Here is a 26,433-nt window from a genome sequence, read left to right on the forward strand (position 1 = left end):
AGTTTTTTACGCTGTTGTCTTGTTCGACCGCGCCCGGGGCGCCGGGGCGCCCCGCCCCCCGCCCCGGGGGGGGCGCCCCCCCCCCTCGGGGGGGGGGCCCCCCCCGCCGCTGTGTGTCATCCCGTAGGCGTACGCGGAGTTGATCCCGGGGTCTGACGCTTCCTTGTGGCCGGTTTGGTCAGATTGGGTACACCATCCCAGACCAATCCGGGTGAGAATGGCGGCTCGGGGTGGACGCAGACTGGACGAGTGCACAGGACGGTAAGCCGCCGCCGATCACGGAGGTAGGGCAAGAACATGGCACCGTACGCATCCGAAGACAACGGAGACACCGAGGGCGCCGGGCGGCGGAAGGTCTTCCGCTACGCGGTCCCCGTGGCCGTGGTGGGGGTGGCCGCGGCGACGATCGGGCTCGTTCCGGCGCTCGCCAGCTCGGGCGACCCGGACCTTCCGAAGGTCACAGCGCGACAGCTCATCGAGAAGATCGCCAAGTCGGACACCGAGCAGCTCTCCGGCACCGTGAAGATCAACACGGACCTGGGCCTGCCCTCCGTCGGCGGCGCCGCGGGCGGCGGCCTGATGGGTGGCGGCAGCGAGGGTGGCGGCGAGGGCGGCTCATCGGCCGACCCGCAGTCGAAGCTGACCGAGCTGGCCACCGGTTCGCACACGCTGCGCGTCGCGGCGGACGGCGCGGACCGGCAGAAGCTGTCGGTGCTCGACGACACGTCCGAGTACAGCGTGATCCACAACGGCGACGACGTGTGGGCCTACGACAGCAAGTCGGACGAGGCGTACCACGCGAAGCAGAAGCAGGGCGCGGACCACGGCAGCTCGGGCGACCACGCGAAGAAGGCCCCGAAGGGCGTTCCCGCCACGCCGAAGGAGCTCACGGACGAGGTCCTCAAGGCAGGCGGCGACACCACGTCGTTCACCGTCGACGGGACCTCGCAGGTCGCGGGCCGGGACGCGTACCGGTTGCAGATCAAGCCGAAGCAGTCCGGTTCGACGGTCGGCGCGATCACCGTGTCCGTGGACGCGAAGACCGGCACGCCGCTCAAGTTCAGCCTGACCCCGGCGGGCGGCGGCGCGGCCGTGGTCGACGCGGGCTTCACCAAGGTCGACTTCGCGAAGCCGGCCGCCTCCACCTTCGACTTCAAGCCGTCGAAGGGCACGAAGGTCACCGAGGCGGACGACGTCGCGAAGGCGCAGCGCAACGAGCGGGGGGCCACACCCGAGGACCTCAAGGCCAAGGACCTCAAGGCCGGCGGCCTCGACGACCTGAACGTCATCGGCAAGGGCTGGACCTCGATCGCCGAGCTGAAGCTGCCGAAGGAGGCCGGTGGCCTGGCCGCGGGCAAGGGCTCGGCCGAGATGCCGCCCGACGCGCAGAAGTTCCTGAGCTCGCTGGGTGACCAGGTGAAGGGCGAGTTCGGCTCCGGGACCGTCTACTCGACCCGCCTCGTGAACGTACTGGTCACCGAGGACGGGAAGGCGTACGCCGGTGCGGTCACCAAGGACGCGCTGGTGAAGGCGGCCAACGCGGGCTGATTCAGCGGTGGTTCACGGTGAGGGGGTGGTGCGCACCACCCCCTCACCCGTATGCGGAGGAGGGGCATGGAGGAGCAACCGGTCACGGATCCGGCCATCGAGACGCGGGAGCTCAGCAAGCGGTACCGGGGCGGGCAGCTCGCCGTCGACGGGCTCAGTCTGAGCGTCCCGCAGGGCGCCGTCTTCGGCTTCCTCGGGCCGAACGGCTCCGGCAAGACGACCACCATCCGGATGCTGATGGGGCTGATCGAGCCGACCTCGGGCGCTGCCCGAGTCCTCGGCCACTCCATGCCGCGCGCGGCGTCGACCGTGCTGCCGCAGGTGGGCGCGCTGATCGAGGGGCCCGCCCTGTACGGCTTCCTCACCGGCCGGGACAACCTGCTGCGCTACGACTCCGCCGACCCGACCGCCGACCCCCGCACCCGCAGGGCGCGGGTCGAACAGGCCCTCGACCGGGTGGGCCTGGAGGCGGCGGCGGGCAAGAAGGCCAGGGCGTACTCGCTCGGCATGAAGCAGCGGCTCGGCCTTGCCGCGGCCCTGCTCACACCGCGCCGGCTGCTCGTCCTCGACGAGCCGACGAACGGGCTCGACCCGCAGGGCATGCGGGAGATCAGAAGCCTGGTACGGGAGTTGGCCTCCGACGGCACGACCGTCTTTCTCTCCTCGCACCTTCTCGACGAGATCGAGCAGGTCTGTACGCACGCCGCGGTGATGGCCAAGGGCCGCCTCCTGACTCAGGGGCCCGTCGCCGAACTGGCCGCGGGCGTACGCGGAAAGCTCGCCGTCACGACCCCGGACCCGGCCGACGCCGCGCGCGTCCTCAAGGAGCACGGGCTGACCGTCCTCGAAACGGAGGACGAGCGGGTCACGGCCGAACCACCCCCTCCCGAAATGGACGTGGCGGAACTGAACACGGCACTGGTCACCGCGGGCGTGCGCGTGCGCGGCTTCGGCGTCGAGCGGGCCTCGCTGGAGGACGCGTTCGTCGCGCTGACGGGGGAGGGCTTCGATGTCGCGGGTTGAGACGCTTGAGGCGCCCCGGCCGAAGGCCTTGTGGACGTTCGGGCTGCTGCGCAGCGAGCTGACCGTGACCCTGCGCCGCTGGCGCACGCTCGCCCTGCTCGCGGTCCTCGCCGGTGTGCCGATCCTGATCGGTGTCGCCGTGAAGATCGAGACGGGCGGGGACGGGTCGGCGGGCGGAGGCGGCGGTCCCGCGTTCATCGCGCAGATCACCAACAACGGCCTGTTCCTGGTGTTCACCGCGCTCGCCGCGACGCTCCCGTTCTTCCTGCCCATGTCGGTCGGCGTCGTCGCGGGCGACGCCGTGGCGGGCGAGGCGAGCTCCGGGACGCTGCGCTATCTGCTCGTCGCCCCCGCGGGCCGGACCCGTCTGCTGCTCACCAAATACGCGACGGTGCTCGCCTTCTGCCTGCTCGCGACGCTGGTGGTGGCGGTCTCCGCGCTCCTCACCGGGATGCTGCTGTTCCCGCTCGGCGACGTGGTCACCATCTCCGGCACGCGGATCGGCTTCGGCGAAGGGCTGTGGCGCGCGTTCCTGATCGCGCTGGTGGTCGCGGCGTCCCTGGTCGGTATCGCGGCCGTCGGCCTGTTCGTCTCGACGCTCACCGGCAGCGGCATCGCGGCGATGGCGACGACGGTGGGCCTGCTGATCACCGTCCAGATCCTCGACCAGATCCCGCAGCTGCACGCGATCCAGCCCTATCTGTTCTCGCACCAGTGGCTGTCCTTCGCCGACCTGATGCGCGCGCCGGTGTACTGGGACGACGTGGTCAAGAACCTCGAACTGCAGGCCTTGTACGCGGCGGTGTTCGGCTCCGCGGCGTGGGCGCGGTTCACGGCGAAGGACATCACGTCGTGAACCGCGCAGCGGACAGTGTCGGTCAGACGGTCCTGGTGGGATACGGGGTCTCGGACCGGGCGGCGTTCCGCGGCGGCTGGTCGCCACGCCGGGGGCGGGCGAGGAGGAAGCCGACGGGGGCGCTCACCAGGACCGAGGAGTAGAACGGCCAGAAGCTCCAGTCCAGGCCGGGGAAGACCGCGTACGGGTTTCCCGAGACCGAGGGGGAGAAGAAGGTGGCGACCAGGATCGCCGCCGTGCTCCCGTAGACGCAGCGCTTCATGGCCGCCGCGGACATGGGGCGGTCGCTGCGCAGCGAGTGGATCACGAGCGGGAGGACCGACGAGGTCGTCACCGTGTAGGACAGGACCAGCCAGAACATCGGGCTGACGTCGGGAGTGAGGGCGGCGAGCAGAATGCTCACCCCGCCGACGATGCTCATGGTGAGGCGGGCGCGGCCCGCGCTGATGCTCGTCGTGCCGTCGGCCTTGAGCCCTTCCGGCTTGGCCACCGGGCCGCCGGCGCCGAGGTCGCGGACGACGGAGGCGGCCGTGGACAGCAGGAGGACGGAGGCGGCCGCGAGGACCGTCAGGAAGGTGGTGCAGAGCCCGAACAGCAGCCACTTGCCGAGCCCGTCCTCCGAGCCGTCCAGGGCGATGGCGAGGCGGGTGATGATGTTTCCGCCGAACTGCCCCTGGGACACGAGGTCCTTCTGGGGCACGAGGGCCGCCGCGCCGACGCCGATGAGGGCCGCCAGGGCGCACAGCGGGGCGATGACGGCGAAGCCCACGCCCGCGACGCGGCGGGCGGCGCGCGGATGCGGAGCGTCGGTGAAGCGCGCGATGAGGTACGGCATGAAGGCCGCGCCCGTCAGTACGCAGGAGCAGAACGCGGCGAGGTCGATGAATCCGATGGGGCCGTTGCCGAAGAGCTGGCCCATCTCCAGAAAGCCGGCCGATCCGCTCCGGTGCCGGTCGGCGGCGTTGACCAGCGCGCCGAAGTCCCCGCTGAACCTGATCACGACCAGGAGCGCGAGGATCGGGGCGATGAGCATCAGCCCGCCGATCTTGACGAGCTGCAGCACGGTCGCGCCCCGAGTGGCGCCGATCGCCGCGCAGGCGACGATCAGGGCACCCATCAGCACGATGAGGATCTGCCGGGTCGCGAGGTCGTCGATGCCGACCATCCGGGCCGTGTCGCCGATGGGCTGCAACTGGGCGGTGATCAGCGGCACCGTCGCGGTGAGCAGGGCGACGCCGGCGGCACGGCGGCCGGGCCCCGGGGGCAGATGACGGGTGACGGTCTCGCCGAACGACCGCCCGCCGATGCCCGCGAGGCGCTTCGCCAGCCACTGCCGCATCAGGAGCGGTGAGAGTGCGGCGCACGTGGCGACGGCCACACCGTCGCCGCCGGCCACGGCCACGACCCCGACGAGGAACATGATCGCGGCGGCGTTCGCGATGTCACCGGCGTAGGCGAGCCCGATCAGGCGGGCCCCGAGTCGGTTGCCCTCGCCGACGCGGAAGAACTCGTCCCCGACGCGGAGGTCGGGGCTGGCCCACATCGACAGGAACAGGCAGGCGCCGATGAAGAGAAGGAACAGGAGCAGGGCGACGGTGAGGCTGCCGTTGAAGTCCCCCATCACGCACCGTCCCCGTGGTCCGGGCGCGGGCCGGTGGCGCCCAGGAGGCGTCCGTAGGTCAAGGCTCCTCCAGGAGCAGAACAAGTTGCTTCAGTCGCGGGCGGGACGCGACGTGGGCATCGACCGCCCGTAGGGTCGACCACAGGTTACTGGCGGTTAGGAGGAGCGCTGAGAGTCGAACGGAGGGGATTCGGCGAAGAGTTGGTGACCGGACGGGCCGCCGACCGGTCGGCCCGGTACGCGCCGGGTACGCGCCGGGTCAGTGCAGGCAGAACTCGTTCCCCTCGGGGTCGGCCATCAGCAGCCACTCCCCGCCCTGCCCCTTCACCTCGTTCAGGAGGCGCGCGCCGAGACCGGTGAGCCGCTCGGCCTCGGCCGCCCGCTGCCCGGCCTGTGTGTGTACGTCGATGTGCAGCCGGTTCTTGCCTTCCTTGGCCTCGGGCACCCGCTGGAACAGGATCCGGCGGCCGAGCCCGGTGCCGGTGTCCGCGTCCACCGGGTCGTCAGGGTGGCGGACGGCGACCAGGTCGCGGAAGGACCGGCGCTCCCACCGTGTCACGGTGTCGGCCTCGGCCACGGCGCCGAACCCGAGGAGCCGCTCGATCAGTGCGGCGTTGTCCTCGATCTCGTAGCCGAGGGTGGCCGCCCAGAACTCGGCCTGTGTGTGCGGATCGGCGGCGTCCACGACGAGCTTCCAGTGCAGGGTCATGCACCAGTTATAGGCCGAACTTCCTCCGCCGGGGCGGAAGTTGGCGTTTGGCGCGCCGATTCTGCCGCCGCCTCGGCCAGTCGGGTCCGGTTGATCCGCGCCGTGCGCAGCGCGTCCCAGGTCAGAACGGCGAGCGCCAGCCACACCAGGGAGAAGCCGGCCAGCCGCTCGGCGGGCATCGCCTCGTGGAAGTACCAGACGCCCAGCACGAACTGGAAGACGGGCGTCAGGTACTGAAGGAGCCCCAGTGTCGACAGCGGCACCCGGATCGCCGCCGCGCCGAAGCACACCAGCGGAAGGGCCGTGATGAGCCCGGACGACGCGAGCAGCGCGGCGTGTCCCACTCCCTCCGTCCCGAAGGTCGAGCGGCCCTGCGCCCCCAGCCACAGCAGGTAGGCGAGTGCGGGCAGGAACTGCACGGTGGTCTCGGCGGCGAGCGACTCCAGGCCGCTCATGTTCACCTTCTTCTTCACGAGCCCGTACGTGCCGAACGAGAACGCGAGCACCAGCGAGATCCACGGCGGCTGCCCGTACCCGACGGCGAGCACCAGGACGGCGACGACGCCGGTCCCGACGGCCGCCCACTGCGCGGGCCGCAGCCGCTCCTTCAGCAGCAGGACGCCGAGCGCGATCGAGACGAGCGGGTTGATGAAGTACCCGAGGGAGGCCTCGACGACATGGCCGGAGTTCACGGACCAGATGTAGACGCCCCAGTTGATGGTGATGACGGTCGCGGCGATCGTGACGAGCCCCAGCCGCTTCGGCTGCCGGATCAGCTCGCGCGCCCAGTCCCACTTCCGTACGAAGAGCAGCGCGATGCCGACGACGACCAGCGCCCACACCATCCGGTGGGCCAGCACCTCCACGGCGCCCGCGGGCTTGAGCAGCGGCCAGAACAGGGGGACGAGGCCCCACATCCCGTACGCCGCGAACCCGTTGAGGAGCCCGGTGCGCGCCTCTTTCCGGCTCTCGTCCCGCCCGTCGGGTGCCGCGCCCGCTCCGTCCTGCATGAACCCTCCCTCGTGACACACGGCAGCCCAGCGGCGGCCCCCACGAAGGTAGCCCCGCCGGGCCCCGCCCGTCATGCCCGTATCGCCATACGGTCCTGACGCCCGCGCCGTGGAACGTGCGAGGTCCGGGAAACGCGCGAGGTCCGGACGCGGTACTCCGCGTCCGGACCTCTTCGTGCGTCCGCGGGGTGCTCAGCCCGCGACGGTCCAGGTGTCGCCGCCGGCGAGCAGTGCGCCCAGTTCGCCCTTGCCGTCCCGCTCGATCGCGGCGTCGAGCTGGTCGCCCATCTGCACGTCGTAGACGGGCCGTTCGACATCGCGCAGGACGCCGATCGGGGTGTGGTGCAGGGTGTCGGGGTCGGCGAGCCGGGAGAGCGCGAAGGCCGTGGTCGGGGACGCCGTGTGGGCGTCGTGGACCAGGATGTCCGCCTTGTTCTCCTCCGTGACCGGCACGATCCTGAGGTCGCCGGTGGCCGCGTCGCGCACGACGCCCTTCGAGGCCTCGGCCCCGAAGGTGATCGGCTGCCCGTGTTCGAGGCGGATGACGGCTTCCTCGGCCTGCTGCTTGTCCTTGAGGACCTCGAAGGCGCCGTCGTTGAAGATGTTGCAGTTCTGGTAGATCTCGACGAGCGCCGTGCCCTGGTGGTCGGCGGCCGCCCGGAGCACCGACGTGAGGTGCTTGCGGTCGGAGTCGACGGTGCGCGCCACGAAGGACGCCTCGGCGCCGATCGCGAGCGACACCGGGTTGAAGGGCGCGTCGAGCGAACCCATCGGCGTCGACTTGGTGATCTTGCCGACCTCGGATGTCGGGCTGTACTGGCCCTTGGTGAGTCCGTAGATCCGGTTGTTGAACAGCAGGATCTTCAGGTTCACATTGCGCCGCAGCGCGTGGATGAGGTGGTTGCCGCCAATGGACAGCGCGTCGCCGTCACCGGTCACGACCCACACGCTCAAGTCCCGCCTGGAGGAGGCGAGTCCGGTCGCGATGGCCGGGGCACGGCCGTGGATGGAGTGCATCCCGTACGTGTTCATGTAGTACGGGAAGCGGGACGAGCAGCCGATCCCGGAGACGAAGACGATGTTCTCCTTCGCCAGGCCGAGCTCGGGCATGAAGCCCTGCACGGCGGCGAGGACCGCGTAGTCGCCGCAGCCGGGGCACCAGCGCACTTCCTGGTCGGACTTGAAGTCCTTCATGGACTGCTTGGCCTCGGCCTTGGGGACCAGCGACAGAAGCGTGTCCGCGCTGTCCCCGCTTGCCTCAGTGGTCGTCTCAGCCATCGATGGTCTCCTTGAGAGCGGTGGCGAGCTGCTCAGCCTTGAACGGCATTCCGTTGACCTGGTTGTAGCTGTGCGCGTCCACCAGATACCTCGCCCGTACGAGCGTGGCGAGCTGGCCGAGGTTCATCTCGGGGATCACCACCTGGTCGTAACGCTTCAGGACCTCGCCCAGATTCCGCGGGAACGGGTTGAGGTGGCGCAGATGGGCCTGCGCGATGTGCTCACCGGCGGTGCGCAGGCGGCGCACCGCGGCCGTGATCGGGCCGTACGTCGAGCCCCAGCCGAGGACGAGCGTGCGGGCCTCGCCGGTGGCGTCGTCGACCTCGATGTCGGGCACGTCGATGCCGTCGATCTTCGCCTGCCGGGTGCGGACCATGAAGTCGTGGTTGGCCGGGTCGTACGAGATATTGCCCGTGCCGTCCTGCTTCTCGATGCCGCCGATGCGGTGCTCGAGGCCCGGCGTGCCGGGGATCGCCCACGGGCGGGCGAGGGTCTGCGGGTCGCGCTTGTACGGCCAGTAGACCTCGGTGCCGTCCTCGGTGGTGTGGTTCGGGCCGGAGGCGAACTGGACGCGCAGGTCCGGGAGTTCGTCGACCTCGGGGATGCGCCACGGTTCCGAGCCGTTGGCCAGGTAGCCGTCCGAGAGCAGCATGACCGGGGTGCGGTAGGTGACCGCGATCCGGGCGGCTTCGAGTGCCGCGTCGAAGCAGTCGGCCGGGGTCTTCGGTGCGACGACCGGGACCGGGGCCTCGCCGTTGCGCCCGAACATGGCCTGGAGCAGGTCCGCCTGCTCGGTCTTGGTCGGCAGCCCGGTAGAGGGGCCGCCGCGCTGGATGTCGATGACGAGGAGGGGGAGTTCGAGCGACACGGCGAGCCCGATGGTCTCGGACTTGAGAGCGACGCCGGGGCCGCTCGTCGTGGTGACGCCCAGGCTGCCGCCGAAGGCCGCGCCGAGCGCGGCGCCGATCCCGGCGATCTCGTCCTCGGCCTGGAAGGTGCGCACGCCGAAGTTCTTGTGCTTGCTGAGCTCGTGCAGGATGTCGCTCGCCGGCGTGATCGGGTACGAGCCCAGGTACAGCGGCAGGTCCGCCTGTTTCGAGGCCGCGATCAGCCCGTACGAGAGGGCCAGGTTCCCGGAGATGTTGCGGTACGTGCCGGTCGGGAAGGCGGTGGAGGCGGGCGCGACCTCGTAGGAGACCGCGAAGTCCTCGGTCGTCTCGCCGAAGTTCCAGCCCGCGTGGAACGCCGCCAGGTTCGCCTTCATGATTTCGGGCTTCTTGGCGAACTTGGCCTTGAGGAACTTCTCCGTGCCCTCGGTCGGCCGGTGGTACATCCACGACAGCAGGCCGAGCGCGAACATGTTCTTCGAGCGGCCCGCGTCCTTGCGCGAGAGCTCGAACTCCTTCAGCGCCTCGACGGTCAGCGTCGTCAGCGGCACCGGGTGCACGTGATACCCGTCGAGCGACCCGTCCTCCAGGGGGCTGTCCGCGTAACCCACCTTCTGCATCGCCCGCTTGGTGAACTCATCGGTGTTCACGATGACTTCGGCGCCGCGCGGCACGTCCGCGATGTTCGCCTTCAACGCGGCCGGGTTCATCGCCACCAGTACGTTCGGCGCGTCGCCCGGCGTGAGGATGTCGTGGTCGGCGAAGTGCAGCTGGAAGGAGGACACGCCCGGCAGCGTTCCTGCGGGGGCGCGGATCTCGGCCGGGAAGTTCGGCAGCGTGGAGAGATCGTTGCCGAACGACGCGGTCTCCGAAGTGAAGCGGTCGCCCGTGAGCTGCATGCCGTCACCGGAGTCACCCGCGAACCGGATGATCACCCGGTCCACACGCCGTACGTCCTTGCTCGATTGTCCCGCCGACGTGCGCTGCCCGCCGACAACAGCGCTGTCGGTCCCGTCGGCCTGCTCGGTGGTGCTATTGACCTGGCTGGTCACTGAACTGGACCTCCCTCGAGGCGGCTGTGCGGGCACGGCCGGCCCACCGGCCCTACCACAGCCCCACCCTACGTCTGTAAGGGGTGCCTTCCTGAGGCGATTCGCATGGTGGACCGCCAAATGAGACGGCGGGTCGCCCCGATTTGTGTGGGGATTCCCCTGGGTGGTTCCCCTGTGGAGACGCGCTCGGTCGGTCGATGGTTCTGTGGCGCCCTACGGTGCTCGCGGTATCTGACAGGGTGTCAGATGTTCATGAATTGAGGTAGGTCAGGACCGCCAGTACGCGGCGGTGATCCCCGTCACTCTGGGACAGTCCCAGCTTCAGGAAGATGTTGCTGACGTGCTTCTCGACCGCGCCGTCGCTCACCACGAGCTGCCGGGCGATCGCCGAGTTCGTACGCCCCTCCGCCATCAGCCCGAGCACCTCGCGCTCGCGCGGCGTGAGCTTCGCCAGCACGTCCTGCTTACGGCTGCGGCCGAGCAGCTGCGCGACGACCTCGGGGTCGAGCGCGGTGCCGCCCTCGGCGACCCGCACCACCGCGTCCACGAACTCCCGGACCTCGGCGACCCGGTCCTTGAGCAGGTACCCGACGCCACGGCTCGATCCGGCGAGCAGTTCCGTGGCGTACTGCTCCTCCACGTACTGCGACAGGACCAGCACCCCGAGGTCGGGGAACCGGGCCCGCAGGCGCACCGCGGCGCGCACGCCCTCGTCCGTGTGCGTCGGCGGCATCCGCACGTCCGCGACGACCACGTCCGGCAGCTGTGCCAGTTCCGCCAGCTCGATGATGGTCTTGACCAGCGCTTCCCCGTCGCCGACGCCCGCGACGACCTCGTGTCCGCGGTCCGTGAGCAAGCGGGTCAGGCCCTCCCTCAGCAGCACCGAATCCTCTGCGATGACGACCCGCACCTTGTCCTCCACGTTCTTAGGCCCCCCAGCCGCACGAGCGTCCCGGCACGGTGCGCGCCGGGATCGATCGATCCTGATGCCCCCAGCATTCCAGGATCGGGGGGTGTGCGTGGGGCAATGTGCGGGTGGGGGGTGCGGGTGGGTGCTTTGGCGCCCCGCGTGGTGGCGGCCGGCCGTTCCCACGTCACGGGGCTCCGCCCCGGACCCCGCGGGCTCTCGTCCACAAGCGGGGCTTGATTGTCCGCCGACGGGGCTTGATTGCCCGCCGGCAGGGCTTGATTTGCCGGCTCGGGCTTGATGGTGCCGTCCCGCCTTGGGTAAATGGTGCCGTCCCGCCTGGGCAAAAGGTGCCGTCCCGCCTGGGCAATCTGCCGCCTTGGGCGGCAGGGTGGGCAAGGCGGCACCACGGTGCGGCGCGACGGCAGCCAAGGGGCCCGGCCACGGTGCGGCGAAGGCCGCGGGGCCGGGCGAGGGTGACCGGGGGCTCAACCCCGTGTCAGGCCCGACGCCACGGCAGCTCCGCCGTCACCCGCGTCGGCCCACCCTCGGGCGACTCGACCACCAAGATTCCGTCGACCGCGTCGAGCCTCCCGGCCAGCGCCGCCAACCCCGAACCGCCGGAGGCCACCGCTCCGCCGCTCCCGTTGTCGTACACCTGCACCATCAACCGGTCCTGCGACCGCCACACGTCGACCATCGCCCGCGTGGCCCGGCTGTGCTCGCTCACGTTCCGCAGGAGCTCGGACACCGTGAAGTAGGCGATGCCCTCGATGGCCGGCGCCGGCCGCTCCGCCAGGTCGACCTCCACCTGCACCGGCACCGCACACCGCGACGCCACCGCCGACAACGCCGCGTCGAGCCCCCGGTCCGTGAGCACCGCCGGATGGATCCCGCGCGCCAGGTCCCGCAACTCCTGCAGCGCCGTCTTCACCTCGCCGTGCGCCTCGTCCACCATGCGCGCCGCCGTCGCCGGGTCCTCGCCGAGCTTCTCCTTGGCCACCCCGAGGTCCATGGCCAGGTTGACAAGGCGGGCCTGCGCCCCGTCGTGCAGATCGCGCTCGATGCGGCGCAGGTCGGCCGCCGCCGTGTCGGCCACGACGCCCCGGTCCGACTCCAGCTCCACCACGCGCGACTGGAGCCGCGAGGGGCCGAGCAGCCCCACCACCATCAGCCGGTCCACCGTCGTCAGCGCCCGGATCACCCACGGCGTGGCCAGCGTGACGAGCAGCCCGAGCCCCGCGGTCACCGTGATCTCGAAGGGGTTGTCCAGATACACGGCGTGGCCGGAGTCGCCGTACAACTGAATCCCGTCCTGCCCCACGTACGTGGGGAACACCCACCGCCACACCGGATACGTGAGCATCGTCCAGCCGGTCGCCCAGAAGCTCAGCCCCACGGCGAACCCGAACACCGCCCACGGCATGTGCAGCACCCCGTACAGCAGATGCCGCCACGAGACGCCGCTTTTGAGCGTCGCCCCCACCCATCCCATCGGCCCGCCCGTGCGCGGCCGCAGCGGCTCCGGCGTACCGACCTCGACGCCGAGCAGCCCGCGCGCCCGCACCCGCTCCAGCGCCCCGAGCCCGCGCGACCCGGCGAGCGCCGCCGCGAGCACCGGGACCCCGATGAACGTGATCAGCAGGCCCACACCCAGCGAGGTCATCGTCACGGCCCACACGAACCCGATGATGCTGAGCGGCAGGCTGAGCATCAGATACCCGAACTCCCGCCACGCCCGCCCCTCGATCGGCGCCCGCAGCCCGGCCGGCAGCCGCCGCAGACCCCGGCGGGGGCCGGAACCGGCGCCGCGACCGCCGTCGTGGTCGTAGCCGCGGCCGGAGTCCGAGTCGTAGCCGCGGTCCTCGTAGGAGGACGAGTACGCGGACGAGTTCGTGGACGAATACGCCGGCGCGTCGCTCTGCTCGCGATATCCGTACTGGTGCGTGGCCATCGGTGTCCGTCCGTTCTGCTCGGGTCTGCTCGGGGCTGCTGAGGCCCGCCGGGGGAGCCGTCGCTCTGCTTTCTCGGGCTCTGCTTTCTCCGGCTCTGCTACAAGCCTCCTCGCGGGCGCGTCCCGCGACCATGCGACGGGTCGGCGTCTTCGACCGGGGGTTTTCCCTACCCGTGCCGTATCGGCTCGGTCCTGTCGCGCCACGGAAGCTCCGCCGTGACCGTGGTCGGACCGCCGTCCGGCGAGTCCACGACGAACAGACCGTCGACTGCGTCGAGCCGCTCCGCGAGGCCCGACATGCCGGTCCCCTTGTCCAGGCTCGCGCCGCCCCGCCCGTCGTCCCACACCTGTATGAGCAGCCGGTCCTGGGAGCGCCACACGTCCACCGAGGCGGACCGCGCGCCGCTGTGCTTGCTCACGTTCTGGAGCAGCTCGGAGACCGTGAAGTACGCGATGCCCTCGATCGCCTCCGCCGGCCGGCCCGACAGCTCGGCCGTCACCTTCACCGGCACCGTGCAACGCGAGGCCACGGCGGACAGGGCCGCGTCGAGCCCGCGGTCGGTGAGCACCGCGGGGTGGATTCCGCGCGCCAGGTCCCGGAGTTCCTGCAGAGCGAGCTTGACCTCGCCGTGCGCCTCGTCGACCATCGCCGCCACCACGTCGTCGGCCTGGCCCTCCAGGAGCTTCTCCTTCGCGAGGCCGAGTCCCATGGCCAGATTGACAAGCCGGGCCTGCGCCCCGTCGTGCAGATCGCGCTCGATGCGCCGCAGGTCGGCGGCAGCCGTGTCGACGACGACGCCCCGGTCCGACTCGAGTTCGGCGATCCGCCGCTCCAACTCGTCGGAGGGGGAGAGCAATGCCCGCACTATCGCCCGGTCCGCGTTCCCCAGACCGCGCGCGATGAACGGCAGCACCGGCCACAGCACGAAGAGGCCGACCAGCGTGATCGTGAACGTCAGCACGGCCCACGGCAACCGGATCACTTCGTACAGCACCGTGCGCCAGCCCACCGGGTCCTTGAGCCCGGTCCACAGCCAGCCGAAGAAGCCGCCCGTGCGCCGCATCGGAAGCGGGCTCGGCTCCTCGATGCGCACGCCGAGCAGCGCCCGCGCCCGCCCGCGCTCCGCCTTGCCGAGCAGCCGTGCGCCCCTGAGTCCGGCGGCGATCAGCGGGAGCCCGATCACCGTGACCGTGAGCCCCGCGCCGAGGGCCACCATCGTGACGGCGTACACGAACCCGAAGATGGACAGCGGGAAGCTGCTCAGGAGATAGGCGATCTCCTTCCACGTGGCGCTGTCGTACCCGAGTCGTGGCGGGGGCAGCACCGGTTGGTCTTCGGGAGTGTCGAGTGGCTCGGTCATAGCGGCAAGAATGCCCTGGCCCGGGGCGCGGCACCATGAGGACGGCCGCCAAGTTGAGCGGGGGTTAACCCCACCACGAGGCCCCGTTCGCCGAGGCCCCTCGGCCCCGGACTGCTTACCGTCCCTTTAACAGGGCCTAGACTCCCGTGCGTACAGATCGTCGAACACAACGAACTCGCGAGGGGCGCAGGTACGTGACGGGATCGGACGTGACCGTCATCGCGGCGGACTACTTCCAGTCGTACTCGGTCGTCGGGCTGCTCGCCGTCGTCGGCGTGCTCTTCGTCGCCGTCGCCTTCGGCTCGGGGAAGCTGTTGCGCCCGGTGGTTCCCACCAGGGAAAAATTCCTCACGTACGAATGCGGCGTCGACCCCGTCGGGGACGGCTGGGCCCACACCCAAGTCCGCTACTACGTGTACGCCTTCCTCTACGTGATCTTCGCGGTCGACTCGATCTTCCTCTTCCCTTGGGCCACGGTCTTCGCCGCGCCGGGATACGGCGCGACGACCCTCGTCGAGATGTTCATCTTCCTCGGCTTCCTCACCGTGGGCCTGCTGTACGCATACAAGAAGGGCGTCCTTACGTGGGCGTGAATGACGTGAGTGACGTGACCCCCTCGGAGCCGGTGTACCTGCCCGAACCGAAGAAGCTGGGCGTGCTCTCGCGCCTGGCCCCCGAGCCGATGAAGGTGGTCCTCAACTGGGGCCGCCGGTACTCGCTCTGGGTCTTCAACTTCGGCCTGGCCTGCTGTGCCATCGAGTTCATCGCCGCGTCCATGGCGCGCCACGACTTCATCCGGCTGGGCGTGATCCCGTTCGCCCCGGGCCCGCGCCAGGCCGACCTGATGGTCGTGTCCGGCACGGTCACCGACAAGATGGCGCCCGCCGTGAAGCGGCTGTACGAGCAGATGCCCGAGCCGAAGTACGTCATCTCGTTCGGCGCCTGCTCCAACTGCGGTGGCCCGTACTGGGATTCGTACTCGGTGACCAAGGGCGTCGACCAGATCATCCCCGTCGACGTGTACGTGCCCGGCTGCCCGCCCCGTCCCGAGGCGCTGCTCCAGGGCATTCTCAAGCTCCAGGAGAAGATCGCCCGCGAGTCGCTCGGCGAGCGGTACGCGTCCGCCGACGCGGCGGCGGGCCGGCCCTCGACGGCGGCGCTGAGCAGCGGTCTCGTGGCGCCGCCGGCGCCTTCCGGGGAAGCGGGTTCGGACGCCGGGGGTGACCGATGAGCTGGCTCCCGGCTCCTGTGGAGGAACTGTTCGGCGCCGAGGCCACGGTCGAGGAGGCGTACGACCTGCTGACCGTCGATGTGCCGGCGGCCGAGTGGATCGCGGCTCTGACGACGGCACGTACGACGCTGGGGTGCACGTATTTCGACTGGCTGAGCGCGGTCGACGAGCCGGAGGCCGGGTTCCGTGTGTGCGCGCACGTCGCTGTGGTGGGCCCCGGCGTCGTACGCCGTCTGCTGCTGCGCACGACCGTTCCGCACGCGGCACCCGTGCTCGCGTCCGCGGTCGACGTGTACGCGGGCGCGGCCTGGCACGAGCGCGAGACGCACGAGATGTTCGGCGTCGACTTCACCGACCACCCGGGCCTCGACCCGCTCCTCCTGCCCGACGGCTTCGAAGGCCATCCGCTGCGCAAGGACTTCGTGCTCGCGGCCCGCGTCGCGAAGGCGTGGCCCGGCGCCAAGGAGCCGGGCGAATCCGAGCACGGCGGCCCCAAGCGGCGCCAGATGCTGCCACCCGGCGTTCCCGACCCGAACGAATGGGGGCCGATGAAGGGGCAGTTGCCGCCCGCACCGGCCCGACCCGCGCGGGGCGCGCGCGCCGCGGGCGCCGGCGCCGCAGGGCGCGCGGCGGGGGAGCGTCCGCCGCGGCGCACCAGGTCCGCGAGTCAGGGCTCGGCGAGTCAGGCGGCCGCGCCTGCGGAGGCCCCGGAGCCCGTGCCTGCGCCCGCGTCGAAGCCTCCCTCGAACGACGCCCCTTGGCACCACGCCAAGCCGGCCTTCGACGAGGAGTCACCGAAGCCGGAAGCCGCCTCTGAAGCCGCCTCGGAAGGCGGCTCTGAAGCCACTCCGGAGGCCACTCCGGAGACCGCCCCAGAAGCCACCCCGGAAGAGAACCCGACGGACAACAACGGAGGCCACGAGTGAACGACGCTCTCGACGTCGCCCTGCGCCTCGTCGTCGTCTTCGTCGCCTTCCTGGTGCTGCCTCTGGTCGTCGGTCAGACCGAACACAAGGTCATGGCGCACATGCAGGGCCGCCTCGGCCCCATGTACGCGGGCGGCTTCCACGGCTGGGCCCAACTGGTCGCCGACGGCGTCAAGTTCGCGCAGAAGGAGGACGTGGTCCCGGCCGACGCCGACCGCCGCGTCTTCCAAATCGCCCCCGCCGTGGCCCTCCTCCCGTACCTCCTCGTGCTGCTCGCCATCCCGGTCGGCCCCGGCGACGGCGCGGTCGGCGCGGCCATCGACGCGGGCATCTTCTTCGTCCTCGCGGTCATGGGCGTCGGCGTCCTCGGCTCGCTGATGGCGGGCTGGGCGAGCGCCAACAAGTTCTCCCTCCTGGGCGGTCTGCGTACGGCCGCCCAACTCCTGGCGTACGAATTGCCGATGCTGCTCGCGGCGGCCTCCGTGGCCATGGCCGCGGGAACGGTCTCCCTTCCCGGCATCCTCGACGCCTTCGAGTGGTGGTGGCTGCCCTGGCAGATCGCCGGCGCCCTGGTCTTCTTCGTGGCGGGTCTCGCTGAACTGCAACGGCCTCCCTTCGACATGCCGGTCGCCGACTCGGAGATCATCTTCGGCGCGTACACCGAGTACACGGGCCTGCGCTTCGCCCTGTTCCTGCTCGCCGAGTACGCGGGCATCGTGGTGCTCTGCGGGCTGACCACGGTGCTGTTCCTGGGCGGCTGGCACGGCCCGTGGGGCGCCGACGGCCTGGGCTGGGTGTGGACCCTGCTCAAGACCGCCGTCCTGGCCTTCGTCGTCATCTGGCTCCGCGTCACGTACCCGCGACTGCGCGAGGACCAGCTGCAGAAGCTCGCCTGGACCACCCTCGTCCCCCTCGCCCTCGCGCAGATCGCGCTCACCGGAATCGTGAAGGTGGCGATCAACTGATGCCCGCGAACTTCCCGGGGTCCGGCCTGGCCAAGGGCCTCGCCGTCACCCTCCGCACGATGACGGAGAAGACCGTCACCGAGCAGTACCCGGAGCACCAGCCCGAACTCCCGCCCCGCACCCGCGGCGTGATCGGTCTGTTCGAGGAGAACTGCACGGTCTGCATGCTGTGCGCCCGCGAGTGCCCCGACTGGTGCATCTACATCGACTCCCACAAGGAGACGGTGCCACCGTCCGTCGAGGGCGGCCGCGAGCGCAGCCGCAACGTCCTCGACCGCTTCGCCATCGACTTCTCCCTCTGCATGTACTGCGGTATCTGCATCGAGGTGTGCCCCTTCGACGCACTGTTCTGGTCCCCGGAGTTCGAGTACGCCGAGACCGACATCCGCGAGCTCACCCACGAACGCGACAAGCTCCGCGAGTGGATGTGGACGGTCCCGTCCCCACCTGCCCTCGACCCCGCGGCCGAGGACCCCAAGGAACTGACGGCAGCCCGCAAAACCGCCGACAAACTGGCGGCTGCCGAGGAGGCATCAGCCCAGGAGGCATCCGCCCAGGACCCCCCGGTCGCCGCCCCGCCCGAGTCCGGAGAGGAGCCCACCGCGTGACCACGACGAACCTCGCCGCATCGACGGCCGTCGCCACGGCAGCCGACAGTCCTGGCTTCCTCTCCCCGTCGGGCGTCGAGATCGCCTTCGTGCTCGTGGGCCTCGTGACCTTCGCCGCGGCGATCGTCACCGTCACCACGAAGCAACTGGTGCACGCCGCCCTGTGGCTGGTCGTCGCCCTCGGCGGCCTCGCCGTCGAGTACCTCCTGCTCACAGCCGAGTTCATCGCCTGGGTGCAGGTCCTCATCTACGTCGGTTCCGTCGTGGTCCTCCTCCTGTTCGGCCTGATGCTGACCCGCGCGCCCATCGGCCGCTCCCCGGACGCGGACAGCCCCAACCGCTGGGCCGCCCTGACCGTGGCCATCGCCTCCGCCGCCGCCCTGATCTGGGTCGTCGTCGACGCGTTCCGCACGACCTGGATCGACCTCGACGGCCCTGTGCAGGGCAGCACGGACGTGACCGGCTCGATCCTCTTCAAGCACTGGGTCCTGCCGTTCGAGGCGCTGTCGGTCCTGCTCCTCGCCGCCCTGGTCGGCGCGATCGTCCTGTCCCGCAGGAAGAACACCGGCACGGCCCCCGCGACGTCCGAGGGTGAGGGAACCCGCTGATGCACCTCGCCTACCCCGCCGTCCTCTCCTCCCTCCTCTTCTGCACGGGCCTGTACGGCGTACTGGCCCGCCGCAACGCGATCCTGGTCCTGATGTCGGTCGAGCTGATGCTCAACGCCGTCAACCTGAACCTCGTCGCCTTCGACGTCTGGCTGCGCGACACCCTGCACGCGGGCCAGGCCCTGACCTTGTTCACCATCGCCATCGCCGCCGCCGAGATCGGCATCGGCCTGGCGATCGTCCTGGCCGTCCACCGGAATCGCGGCACGTCGGACATCGACAAGCTGCGCGACTCCGCCGAGCCCCACGACCCGGACGACGACCCGCACGACCCGTCCGAGACCCCGGCGGCCGCCACCGCCGGCAGCACGGACGAGAAGGCCGAGGCCACCGCGTGACCACGACGAACCTCGCCGTCCTCGTCCCCCTCCTGCCGTTCCTCGGCGCCGTCGCCGGCCTGCTCCTCGGCCGCACGGCCCCCGCTTTCGCCCGCCCGCTGGCCGTCCTGCCGACGCTGGCGACGCTGGCCCTCGCCGTCGTCGTCGCCCTCGACCAGGGCGGCGGCACGGGCAACGGCACCACCGCCCTCGACGCGCACACGCAGCTCGCCCCGACCGGCTCCGTGCCGATCGAACTCGCCCTGCACATCGACGGCTTCGCCGCCCTCGTCGCCGTCCTCGTCGGCCTGGTCTCGACCTGCGTGCAGATCTACTCGACGGGCTATCTGCGCGACGACCCGCGCTACCCCTCGTACGCCGCCCTCGTCTCCCTCTTCACCTCCGCGATGCTTCTGGTCGTCTACTCCGGCGACCTGATGGTCCTGCTGGTCGGCTGGGAAGTCATGGGCATCTGTTCGTACTTCCTCGTCGGCCACTACTGGGAGACCCCCGAGGCGCGCTCCGCTTCCCTCAAGGCGTTCCTGGTCACGAAGCTCGGCGACGTCCCCTTCCTCATCGGCCTGTTCGCGCTCGCAGTGGACACGGGCTCGTTCCGCATCACGACGATCCTGGGCAAGGTCACGAGCGAGGGTGGCCTCGACCACCCGACCCTGATCGCCCTCCTGTTGCTTGCCGGTGTGGCGGGCAAGTCCGCGCAGTTCCCGCTGCACACCTGGCTGCCCGACGCGATGGCGGGCCCCACACCCGTCTCCGCCCTGATCCACGCCGCGACGATGGTCGCCGCCGGCGTCTACTTCGTCGCCCGTCTCCTCCCGGTCTTCGCCGCCTCGCAGGCAGCGCTGATCGTCCTCGCGCTCATGGCCGCCGTGACCATGCTCGGCTCGGCCCTCGCCGCGCTCGCCCAGGACGACATCAAGCGCGTCCTCGCGTACTCCACGGTCGGCCAACTCGGCTACATGACCGGGGCCCTGGCTGTCGGCAGCCGCGACGCCGCCGTCTTCCACCTCCTCTCGCACGGCGCCTTCAAGGCGCTGCTGTTCCTCGGTGCGGGCGTGATCATCCATGCCGCGGGCACCAACTCGCTGGCCGCGATGTCCCGCATGAAGGGCCTGCGCGACCGCGTGCCGGACGCCTTCTGGACCATGACCGTGGCGCTGCTCGCACTCGCCGCGATCCCGCCGTTCAGCGGCTTCTTCTCCAAGGAGGCCGTCCTCGGCGCCGCCGAGCACACCGCCACCGGTCACGAGAACGGAGCGCTGACCGCGCCGACCGCGTCCGGCTGGATCGTCCTCGTGGCAGGCCTGATCACGGCCCTGCTCACCGCCGCCTACGCGACCCGGTTCTGGCTCCTCGCGTTCAAGGGCAGCGGTGCCGAGGCCCCCGACCACGGCAAGCAGCCGGTCACGATGAACGTCGTCCTGTGGGTCCTGGCGATCCCCTCCCTCGGCTTCGGGCTGCTCGCGGGCGTGCTCCCCGACTGGTTCGACGGCACATCCCTCACCCCGACGCTGACCACCTCCGTCCTCGGCACCGGCTTCGCGCTCGTCGGCGGCCTGGTCACCTACGCGGCCTGGCGCCACACCACCGCGATGGCGGCCCACCGCACCCCGATCGGCGCCGTCGCGGTCGACACCGAGTCCGGCGACGCCGGCCTGGTCGAAGCCGAGGCCATCGCGACACACACCCCCGCGTACGGGGACATCGCCGCCGCCCCCGACCCGGCCGACCCCGGTCGTCTCCTGCTCGGCCCACTGCACCGCCACGCGGCCGTCGGTTTCCACCTCGACGCTGTTTACGCGGCGCTCTTCGTCCGTCCGGTGCAGGCCGGCGCCGCACTGGTCCGCTTCCTCGACCGCACCGTCGTCGACACCTACGTACGCGGGGCGGCCGAAGCACCGAAGGCGCTGGGCTGGGCCGTGCGCAGGGCCCAGACCGGAAACGTGCAGACCTACCTCAGCGCACTGCTCGCAGGCACCGTCGTTCTGGTGGTCGCCGTCGTCCTCGTCGCCACCGCCGGAGCGTGAGCAGCCGTGATCGATATCAGCGAATCCGTGATGCAGTTCCTTCTCGCATTGATCGTCGTCGGCCCGCTCATCGGTGCCGCTCTCGCTCTCCTCCCGGCCCCTCCAGGGCTGAAGGGGAACTCCCCGGACCAGGCCGTGCTCCGCCACGGCGTGACCGTGACCGGCGTGATCCTCATCGCCGCGATCGTCCTCACGCTCGGCTTCGACCACGACCAGCCGTCAAGGATGCAGGCGACGACCGACATCAGCTGGATCCCCGCGCTCGACGTGCGTATCCACCTCGGCATCGACGGCATCTCCCTCCCCCTCCTCGTGCTCACGGCGCTGCTGACGTTCCTGTGCGCGCTGTACTCCTACTTCCACATGCCGGCCGGGCCGTCCCCCAAGGCTTTCGTCGCCCTGATCCTCGTTCTGGAATCGGGCACGCTCGCGACCTTCGCCGTCCTGGACCTCCTTCTCTTCTTCCTCGCGTTCGAGATGGTCCTCATCCCGATGTACTTCCTCATCGCCCGCTGGGGCGGCGAGCAACGAGCGCAGGCAGCCTGGAAGTTCATCCTCTTCACGCTGCTCGGCTCGGTCGTGATGCTGCTCGGTCTTCTCCTTATCGGCGTTAAGTCGGGCACGTTCGACATCATGGCACTCGCCACTGACAACGGCCGGGGCCTGACCACATCAGTACAGGTCATCGCCGTTCTGGCGATCGGGATCGGGCTCGCGGTGAAGACCCCGATGTGGCCGCTGCACAGCTGGCTGCCCGACGCCCACACCGCCGCCCCGACCGTCGGCTCGGTCCTCCTCGCCGGCGTCATGCTGAAGATGGGCACGTACGGGTTCGTCCGGATCCTGCTCCCCATCGCGCCCGACGGGATGCTGACCTTCGCGCCGTACCTAGCCGCGCTCGCCGTCGTCGGGATCATCTACGGGTCCCTGGCCTGCCTGAACCTTGCCAAGCAGGGCGCGAAGGGCGACCTCAAGCGCCTCATCGCGTACTCCTCCGTCGGTCACATGGGCTTCGTGCTGCTCGGCATCTCGACGATGAGCCCGACCGGCGTGAACGGCGCACTGTTCGCCAACATCGCCCACGGCCTCATCACCGGCCTGCTCTTCTTCCTCGTCGGCGCGCTCAAGGACCGGGCCGGTACCAGCGACCTCGACGCGCTGGCCGGGCAGGGCGGCATGGCCTTGTACGGCAAGGCGCCCCGGCTCGGCGGCCTCCTCGCGTTCGCCGCCGTCGCCTCGCTCGGACTGCCGGGGCTCGCCGGTTTCTGGGGCGAAATGCTCGCGCTGTTCGGCGCGTTCAAGCCCGCCGACGACCTCAGCCGCCCGGCGTTCCTGGTCTTCATGTCGATCGCGGCCTTCGGCACACTGCTCACCGCCGCGTACATGCTCATCGTGGTCCGCCGCGTCTGCATGGGCCCCCGCCCGAAGGAAGCCCCGGCGGCTCCTGAGGCACCCGTGCTCGCCGATGTGCGCGGCTACGAGTTCGCCACCTGGACCCCGCTCGTCGCCCTCACCGTCCTCGCGGGCCTGTGGCCCGCCGCCCTGCTCGGCCTCACGAACCCCGCCGTGCAGAAGCTCCTCGCAGGAGGCATCCAGTGATCGCCGTCGCCGCGCCCTCCGTGGCGTCCCTCGTCCAGTCCGTCGACTGGGTCGCCATCGCGCCGCCCACGATCGCGGCGGTCGTGGCCCTCGTCGTCCTGGTCGCCGACCTGTTCGTGGAAGAGCGCCGCAAGCCGCTCCTGGGCTGGATCTCCGTCGCGGGCCTGGTGGCCGCGGCGCTCGCGCTGCTGCCGCTGATCGGGGACGAGCGCTCCACGTTCTGCCTCAAGGGTGCCTCGTACGACGCCTGCAGCTACACGGCGGACCGCTTCACGCTCGTCATCCAGTTCCTGGTCCTGGCCGGCGCACTGCTCACCGCGCTGCTCTCGATCAGCTCCCTGAAAGACGCGAAGGACGCGAAGAAGCCTCTCCCCGAAGGGGAGTTCTGGTTCCTCCTGCTGTCCTCCGCCGCGGGCGCGGCCCTGCTGCCCGCGTCCCGCGACCTGGCCACGCTCGTCGTCGCCCTGGAAGTCGCCTCGCTCCCCGCCTTCGCCCTCGTGGGCCTCAAGCACGGTGACAGGCGCTCCTCCGACGCGGCCCTGAAGTTCTTTCTCTCCTCGGTCACCGCGACCGCCGTCACCCTGCTCGGCGTGAGCTTCGTGTACGCCTCCACGGGCACCCTGCACCTGACGCGGATCGCCACCGAACTCACCCACGTGGACGGGCAGTTCCACACCCTGGCCCAGACCGGCGTCGCACTCACCCTCGTGGGCTTCGCCTTCAAGACGGCCGCCGTACCGTTCCACTTCTGGGTACCCGACACCTACGTAGGCGCGCCCTTGCCGATCGCCGCCTACTTGTCGGTCATCGGCAAGGCCGTCGGCTTCTCCGGCCTCATCCTCGTCACGGTCGTCGCGTTCCCCTCGTACGCCGACGTGTGGGGTCCGGCCCTCGCCGCGCTCGCCGCGCTGACCATGACCGTCGGAAACGTGGCCGCCATCCGCCAGCAGGCCACGCGCGCGTACAGCGCCGTCCGCTTGCTCGCCTGGTCCTCCGTCGGCCAGGCCGGCTACCTCCTGGTGCCGATCGCCGCGGCCGCCTACTCGGACGACCCCCAGAAATCGATCGGCTCCACCCTCGCGTACGCACTCATGTACGCCGCAGTGAACCTCGGCGCGTTCGCGGTGGCCGCTCTGGTCGCCCGTACGAAGCCGCTGAACCGCCTCAGCGACTATCGGGGCCTGTACGCCTCGCACCCGCTCGCCGCGCTCGTCCTGGGCTTCTTCCTGCTGTGCCTTGCGGGCCTGCCGCCGGGCATCATCGGCCTGTTCGCGAAGGTCACGGTCTTCTCTGCGGCCGTCGACGCGGGGCTCGGCTGGCTCGCCGTCGTCATGGCCGTGAACGTCGTGATCGCGCTCGTCTACTACCTCCAGTGGACCGCGACCCTTTTCCGCGCTCCTGAAGGCGAACCCGCCGTCCACCGTGCGTCCAGGCCGCTCACCGCGGCGATCGCCGTCACAGCCGTCATCGGAGTGGCTCTCTCCGGCGCACCCCAATTGGTCCTTCGTTTTGCCTCGACGGGCCTCTTCTAGGCACCCTCGTACGGCACCACACGTACGGGCCGCCACTGGCCCCACACCAATGACCACAGCCCCACATCAAGGAGACAGGCGTCGTGCTGAGCGGGTTCAAGGACTTCATCCTTCGCGGAAACATCATCACGATGGCCATCGGCCTCGCGGTCGGAACCGCGTTCACGGCTGTGGTCACCGCACTCAGTACGGCGTTCATCGCGCCGCTCATCGGCGTCGCCACGAAGTCCACCGGCGACTTCGGTGAGGCGCACTTCACGGTCGAGGGCACCGACTTCCCGTACGGCAAGTTCGTCAGCGCGATCATCGCCTTCCTGATCACCGCCGCGGTGCTCTACTTCTGCATCGTCGTCCCGATGATGAAGCTCCAGGCACGCCTGGACCGCGGCAAGCCCGTCGACATCAAGGCGGCCCTGCGCGACTGCCCGCGCTGCTACACCCAGATCCCCGGCATCGCCACCCGCTGTGCGCACTGCACGAGCGAGATCGAGGCGGACTCGAACGCCCTGGAGCTGGCGGGTATGCCGCAGCAGCGCTGACCCGGTCGGCCTACCGCCCGCACGGCGCGTCCCGGGCGGACAAGGGAACTCGTCCTCCTCGTCTGGCGTTGACCAGTCAGGGAGGGTCCACTGGACGTGGAAACACACACAGACTCCAGCCCCAGTGGAAGCAGCAGATCAGCAAGCAGTGGGTTCCCCTGCCGCACCATCAGGAGGACGTACCGTGCACCGCCGGCACAACGGGTTGAAGACCGCCGTACTCCTCGGAGGCCTGTCCGCCCTCATCCTCGTCATCGGCAGCTTCTTCGGCCGTACGGGGCTCATCGTCGGGCTCGTCATCGCCCTGGGGACGAATGCGTACGCGTACTGGAACAGCGACAAGCTGGCCCTGCGTGCGATGCGCGCCCGCCCGGTGAGCGAATTCGAGGCACCCGCGCTGTACCGGATGGTGCGCGAGCTCTCCACACAGGCGCGTCAGCCCATGCCGCGCCTGTACATCTCTCCTACGGAGGCGCCGAACGCGTTCGCGACGGGCCGCAATCCGCGCAACGCCGCGGTGTGCTGCACCGAGGGAATCCTGCGCATCCTGGACGAGCGCGAGCTGCGCGGTGTCATCGGGCACGAGCTGAGCCACGTCTACAACCGGGACATCCTGATCTCCTCGGTCGCCGGAGCCCTCGCCTCCGTGATCATGTTCCTGGTCAACTTCGCGTGGCTGATCCCGGTCGGCCGCTCGAACGACGACGAGGGACCCGGCATCTTCGGAATGCTCCTGATCATGATCCTGGGGCCGCTCGCGGCGTCCCTGATCCAGCTCGCCATCAGCCGCTCCCGCGAGTACGAGGCCGATGCCTCCGGTGCCCAGCTGACCGGGGACCCGCTGGCCCTGGCGAGCGCCCTGCGCAAGCTCGAGGCGGGCACGAAGCAGCTGCCCCTGCCCCCGGAGCCACGCATCGAGACGGCGAGCCACATGATGATCGCGAACCCCTTCCGCCCCGGCCAGGGAATGTCGAAGATGTTCTCCACGCACCCGCCGATGGCGGAGCGCATTTCCCGGCTCGAGCAGATGGCAGGTCGCCAACAGTGAAGACAATCCTCAACGTCATCTGGCTGATCCTGAGCGGCTTCTGGCTGTTCCTCGGCTACCTGCTGGCCGGCGTGCTGCTCTGCATCACGGTCATCGGGATCCCGTTCGGTATCGCCTCCTTCAGGATCGGCGTCTACGCCCTGTGGCCCTTCGGGAAGACGACCGTCGAGCGCAGGGACGCGGGCGCGCCCTCCTGCGTGGGCAACGTCCTGTGGCTGATCCTCGCGGGCTGGTGGCTGGCCCTGGCGCACATCTTCACGGGCCTCGCCCTGTGCGTGACGATCATCGGGATCCCGTTCGGCATCGCCAACTTCAAGCTGATCCCGGTCTCACTGCTGCCGCTCGGCCGCGAAATCGTGCCCACGGACCAGCCGTTCGCGGCACGCTAGGCCTCGCGGCCTCCGGTGCCGTGCGCACTACGCGCGCGTAGCCGGACCACGTAGGCGAGCGCCCCAGGGCGATGACACCCGCACCCGCCGCGACGGACGACGCGGGCAGCGAGCACGCCAGCGCCAGGCACCCCGCGGCCCCGAACGCCGGCAGCACCCGCGCGCGTACCGCGGAACTCAGCGTCCACGCCGAGGCGTTGGCGATCGCGTAGTACACCCGCACGCCGAACGACGAGAACCCGATCGCCCCGCGTACGTCGCCGAAGGCCGCCACGACAGCCACCACGACCCCGACCGCGAGCTCGGCCCGCCGCGGCACCCGGGATCGCGGGTGGCGCGGGCGCCCCGGGGCCCGGCCGG

The 26,433-nt window shown here is 70.4% G+C and carries 24 protein-coding genes and 1 pseudogene; 16 read left to right on the plus strand and 9 right to left on the minus strand.

Annotation, left to right across the window (positions count from 1 at the left end):
* Nucleotides 1-297: 297 nt before the first annotated feature.
* From ABT004_RS28325 to ABT004_RS28335, 3 genes are all read left to right on the plus strand, one after another.
* Nucleotides 298-1,548 carry a LolA family protein gene (locus tag ABT004_RS28325; protein WP_351342328.1) on the plus strand — a complete coding sequence of 417 codons (1,251 nt, stop codon included), beginning with the start codon at nt 298-300 and terminating at the stop codon, nt 1,546-1,548.
* A 66-nt stretch (nt 1,549-1,614) separates the two neighbouring features.
* Complete coding sequence (locus tag ABT004_RS28330) at nt 1,615-2,571, plus strand: ABC transporter ATP-binding protein (protein WP_351342330.1); 957 nt, start codon at nt 1,615-1,617, stop codon at nt 2,569-2,571.
* A complete protein-coding gene (locus ABT004_RS28335) occupies nt 2,558-3,427 on the plus strand; it encodes an ABC transporter permease (protein ID WP_351342332.1) in 870 nt (289 codons plus the stop codon). The genes ABT004_RS28330 and ABT004_RS28335 overlap by 14 nt, the downstream gene beginning before the upstream one ends.
* A gap of 22 nt (nt 3,428-3,449) precedes the next feature.
* Here the strand turns inward: ABT004_RS28335 and ABT004_RS28340 are convergent, their stop codons facing one another.
* The 8 genes from ABT004_RS28340 to ABT004_RS28375 all read right to left on the minus strand — a co-directional run bounded on the left by ABT004_RS28340 (nt 3,450) and on the right by ABT004_RS28375 (nt 14,206).
* Nucleotides 3,450-5,048, minus strand: coding sequence for an SLC5/6 family protein (locus ABT004_RS28340; protein ID WP_351342334.1), 1,599 nt, complete (start codon nt 5,046-5,048; stop codon nt 3,450-3,452).
* A 259-nt stretch (nt 5,049-5,307) separates the two neighbouring features.
* Complete coding sequence (locus tag ABT004_RS28345; protein WP_351342336.1) at nt 5,308-5,757, minus strand: VOC family protein; 450 nt, start codon at nt 5,755-5,757, stop codon at nt 5,308-5,310.
* A complete protein-coding gene (gene rarD, locus ABT004_RS28350) occupies nt 5,754-6,767 on the minus strand; it encodes an EamA family transporter RarD (RefSeq protein ID WP_351342337.1) in 1,014 nt (337 codons plus the stop codon). The genes ABT004_RS28345 and rarD overlap by 4 nt, the downstream gene beginning before the upstream one ends.
* 192 nt (nt 6,768-6,959) lie before the next feature.
* Nucleotides 6,960-8,045: a 2-oxoacid:ferredoxin oxidoreductase subunit beta gene (locus ABT004_RS28355; RefSeq protein ID WP_351342339.1), complete on the minus strand. Its 1,086-nt coding sequence runs from the start codon at nt 8,043-8,045 to the stop codon at nt 6,960-6,962.
* Nucleotides 8,038-9,984, minus strand: a complete 1,947-nt coding sequence (locus tag ABT004_RS28360; protein ID WP_351342340.1) for a 2-oxoacid:acceptor oxidoreductase subunit alpha — start codon at nt 9,982-9,984, stop codon at nt 8,038-8,040. Before ABT004_RS28360 ends, ABT004_RS28355 begins: the two co-directional genes overlap by 8 nt.
* Nucleotides 9,985-10,234: 250 nt before the next feature.
* The gene (locus ABT004_RS28365) at nt 10,235-10,894 is read right to left on the minus strand and encodes a LuxR C-terminal-related transcriptional regulator (protein WP_351342368.1); all 660 of its coding nucleotides are present in this window, start codon (nt 10,892-10,894) and stop codon (nt 10,235-10,237) included.
* Nucleotides 10,895-11,390: 496 nt separating this feature from the next.
* Nucleotides 11,391-12,845: a sensor histidine kinase gene (locus ABT004_RS28370; RefSeq protein WP_351342342.1), complete on the minus strand. Its 1,455-nt coding sequence runs from the start codon at nt 12,843-12,845 to the stop codon at nt 11,391-11,393.
* 167 nt (nt 12,846-13,012) lie between these two features.
* Entirely contained in the window at nt 13,013-14,206 is a 1,194-nt protein-coding gene (locus tag ABT004_RS28375; protein ID WP_351342344.1) for a sensor histidine kinase, read from the minus strand.
* Nucleotides 14,207-14,400: 194 nt separating this feature from the next.
* Between ABT004_RS28375 and ABT004_RS28380 the strand changes: the two genes are divergently transcribed.
* From ABT004_RS28380 to ABT004_RS28440, 13 genes are all read left to right on the plus strand, one after another.
* Nucleotides 14,401-14,799, plus strand: a complete 399-nt coding sequence (locus ABT004_RS28380) for an NADH-quinone oxidoreductase subunit A (protein WP_351342346.1) — start codon at nt 14,401-14,403, stop codon at nt 14,797-14,799.
* A gap of 5 nt (nt 14,800-14,804) precedes the next feature.
* A complete protein-coding gene (locus ABT004_RS28385; RefSeq protein ID WP_351342348.1) occupies nt 14,805-15,437 on the plus strand; it encodes an NADH-quinone oxidoreductase subunit B in 633 nt (210 codons plus the stop codon).
* Nucleotides 15,434-16,363 (plus strand): NADH-quinone oxidoreductase subunit C, encoded by a 930-nt coding sequence (locus ABT004_RS28390; protein ID WP_351342350.1) that lies wholly within the window; start codon nt 15,434-15,436, stop codon nt 16,361-16,363. Before ABT004_RS28385 ends, ABT004_RS28390 begins: the two co-directional genes overlap by 4 nt.
* Nucleotides 16,360-17,328, plus strand: coding sequence for a complex I subunit 1/NuoH family protein (locus ABT004_RS28395; RefSeq protein WP_351342352.1), 969 nt, complete (start codon nt 16,360-16,362; stop codon nt 17,326-17,328). Before ABT004_RS28390 ends, ABT004_RS28395 begins: the two co-directional genes overlap by 4 nt.
* On the plus strand, nt 17,328-17,936 hold the full coding sequence (locus tag ABT004_RS28400; protein WP_351342354.1) for a NuoI/complex I 23 kDa subunit family protein: 609 nt from the start codon (nt 17,328-17,330) through the stop codon (nt 17,934-17,936). The genes ABT004_RS28395 and ABT004_RS28400 overlap by 1 nt, the downstream gene beginning before the upstream one ends.
* On the plus strand, nt 17,933-18,544 hold the full coding sequence (locus tag ABT004_RS28405) for an NADH-quinone oxidoreductase subunit J family protein (RefSeq protein ID WP_351342355.1): 612 nt from the start codon (nt 17,933-17,935) through the stop codon (nt 18,542-18,544). Before ABT004_RS28400 ends, ABT004_RS28405 begins: the two co-directional genes overlap by 4 nt.
* The gene (gene nuoK / locus ABT004_RS28410) at nt 18,544-18,942 is read left to right on the plus strand and encodes an NADH-quinone oxidoreductase subunit NuoK (RefSeq protein ID WP_351342357.1); all 399 of its coding nucleotides are present in this window, start codon (nt 18,544-18,546) and stop codon (nt 18,940-18,942) included. The genes ABT004_RS28405 and nuoK overlap by 1 nt, the downstream gene beginning before the upstream one ends.
* On the plus strand, nt 18,939-20,966 hold the full coding sequence (locus ABT004_RS28415; protein ID WP_351342359.1) for an NADH-quinone oxidoreductase subunit 5 family protein: 2,028 nt from the start codon (nt 18,939-18,941) through the stop codon (nt 20,964-20,966). The genes nuoK and ABT004_RS28415 overlap by 4 nt, the downstream gene beginning before the upstream one ends.
* Nucleotides 20,967-20,972: 6 nt before the next feature.
* Nucleotides 20,973-22,565, plus strand: coding sequence for a complex I subunit 4 family protein (locus ABT004_RS28420; protein ID WP_351342361.1), 1,593 nt, complete (start codon nt 20,973-20,975; stop codon nt 22,563-22,565).
* Nucleotides 22,566-22,585: 20 nt separating this feature from the next.
* A complete protein-coding gene (locus ABT004_RS28425) occupies nt 22,586-24,097 on the plus strand; it encodes an NADH-quinone oxidoreductase subunit N (RefSeq protein WP_351342370.1) in 1,512 nt (503 codons plus the stop codon).
* Nucleotides 24,098-24,180: 83 nt separating this feature from the next.
* Nucleotides 24,181-24,636 carry a large conductance mechanosensitive channel protein MscL gene (locus ABT004_RS28430; RefSeq protein ID WP_351342363.1) on the plus strand — a complete coding sequence of 152 codons (456 nt, stop codon included), beginning with the start codon at nt 24,181-24,183 and terminating at the stop codon, nt 24,634-24,636.
* 184 nt (nt 24,637-24,820) lie between these two features.
* Nucleotides 24,821-25,684 (plus strand): zinc metalloprotease HtpX, encoded by an 864-nt coding sequence (gene htpX / locus ABT004_RS28435; protein ID WP_351342365.1) that lies wholly within the window; start codon nt 24,821-24,823, stop codon nt 25,682-25,684.
* On the plus strand, nt 25,681-26,073 hold the full coding sequence (locus tag ABT004_RS28440; protein ID WP_351342367.1) for a YccF domain-containing protein: 393 nt from the start codon (nt 25,681-25,683) through the stop codon (nt 26,071-26,073). The genes htpX and ABT004_RS28440 overlap by 4 nt, the downstream gene beginning before the upstream one ends.
* On the opposite strand, the pseudogene ABT004_RS28445 reads toward ABT004_RS28440, so the two are convergent.
* Nucleotides 26,070-26,433 (minus strand): annotated as a pseudogene (locus ABT004_RS28445) (amino acid permease); the annotation flags it as partial. The gene ABT004_RS28440 and the pseudogene ABT004_RS28445 sit on opposite strands and share 4 nt — an antisense overlap.

The organism is Streptomyces sp. NPDC002790, from assembly GCF_040295505.1.
In the GTDB taxonomy this organism is placed as follows: domain Bacteria; phylum Actinomycetota; class Actinomycetes; order Streptomycetales; family Streptomycetaceae; genus Streptomyces.

Bases quoted from the DNA above. Each gene is read 5' to 3' on its own strand.
- ABT004_RS28340 (WP_351342334.1), bottom strand. From the start codon at position 5,048: ATGGGGGACTTCAACGGCAGCCTCACCGTCGCCCTGCTCCTGTTCCTT.
- ABT004_RS28335 (WP_351342332.1), top strand. From the start codon at position 2,558: ATGTCGCGGGTTGAGACGCTTGAGGCGCCCCGGCCGAAGGCCTTGTGG.
- rarD (WP_351342337.1), bottom strand. From the start codon at position 6,767: ATGCAGGACGGAGCGGGCGCGGCACCCGACGGGCGGGACGAGAGCCGG.
- ABT004_RS28400 (WP_351342354.1), top strand. From the start codon at position 17,328: ATGCCCGCGAACTTCCCGGGGTCCGGCCTGGCCAAGGGCCTCGCCGTC.
- ABT004_RS28390 (WP_351342350.1), top strand. From the start codon at position 15,434: ATGAGCTGGCTCCCGGCTCCTGTGGAGGAACTGTTCGGCGCCGAGGCC.
- nuoK (WP_351342357.1), top strand. From the start codon at position 18,544: ATGCACCTCGCCTACCCCGCCGTCCTCTCCTCCCTCCTCTTCTGCACG.
- ABT004_RS28325 (WP_351342328.1), top strand. From the start codon at position 298: ATGGCACCGTACGCATCCGAAGACAACGGAGACACCGAGGGCGCCGGG.
- ABT004_RS28375 (WP_351342344.1), bottom strand. From the start codon at position 14,206: ATGACCGAGCCACTCGACACTCCCGAAGACCAACCGGTGCTGCCCCCG.
- ABT004_RS28345 (WP_351342336.1), bottom strand. From the start codon at position 5,757: ATGACCCTGCACTGGAAGCTCGTCGTGGACGCCGCCGATCCGCACACA.
- ABT004_RS28330 (WP_351342330.1), top strand. From the start codon at position 1,615: ATGGAGGAGCAACCGGTCACGGATCCGGCCATCGAGACGCGGGAGCTC.
- ABT004_RS28370 (WP_351342342.1), bottom strand. From the start codon at position 12,845: ATGGCCACGCACCAGTACGGATATCGCGAGCAGAGCGACGCGCCGGCG.
- ABT004_RS28355 (WP_351342339.1), bottom strand. From the start codon at position 8,045: ATGGCTGAGACGACCACTGAGGCAAGCGGGGACAGCGCGGACACGCTT.